The organism is Nocardioides marmoraquaticus (assembly GCF_054777915.1).
This window is the reverse complement of the sequence record NZ_BAAHAA010000060.1, coordinates 1-636: the sequence shown is the minus strand read 5'-3', so window position 1 is coordinate 636 and position 636 is coordinate 1. Positions and strand designations below refer to the sequence as shown.

Here is a 636-nt window from a genome sequence, read left to right as displayed (position 1 = left end):
CGCGGTGCCGTTGATGCGGCCTTGTTGGCGTCCGAGGTAGCGGTGGCCGCCGCCGTCGGGGATGTTGGCGAACTTGGTGACGTCGACGTGGATCATCGATCCCGGATGTGGGTGTTCGTAGCGGCGCAGCGGTTCACCGGTGACCCGGTCGATGGCGCTGAGCCGGTTGACCCGACACCGCCGAAGCACGGCGTGGACGGTCGAGGCCGGCACGCCGAGCTGGCCGCCGATCTGGACCGGGCCCAGGCGTTGGCGCCACCGCAGCCGCACGATGCGACGCACCACCTCGGGGCTGGTGCGGGTGGGCGAGCGGTGCGGACGGCTGGAGCGGTCGACCATCCCGGCTGGGCCCTCGGCGAGATAGCGGTGGACCCACTTGCGGGCCGTGGGCGCGCTGACCATGAACATCTTCGCGACGTAACCGACCGGATAACCGTCCTCGACGACCTTGCGGGCCAACGCCAGCCGAGCGCGCGGGGTCAGAGCAGCATTGGGATGGGTAGCGTGGGACACGAAGGCCTCCTGGTTCGTGAAGCGGTTCCTTAGACAGCTCCACTTCACAACCGGAGGCCTTCACCTCTCCAGCACCATCAGGTCCGTGTCACGAAACAACGTCCCCGGACATCACAGCTAGCC

The 636-nt window shown here is 68.2% G+C and carries 1 protein-coding gene; it reads right to left on the bottom strand.

Going from position 1 to position 636, the window contains the following annotated elements; genetic code table 11:
* Positions 1-513 (bottom strand): helix-turn-helix domain-containing protein (locus tag ACYU8I_RS18875; RefSeq protein WP_460843887.1); only part of this gene is annotated, 513 nt, incomplete at its 3' end.
* Positions 514-636 lie beyond the last annotated feature (123 nt).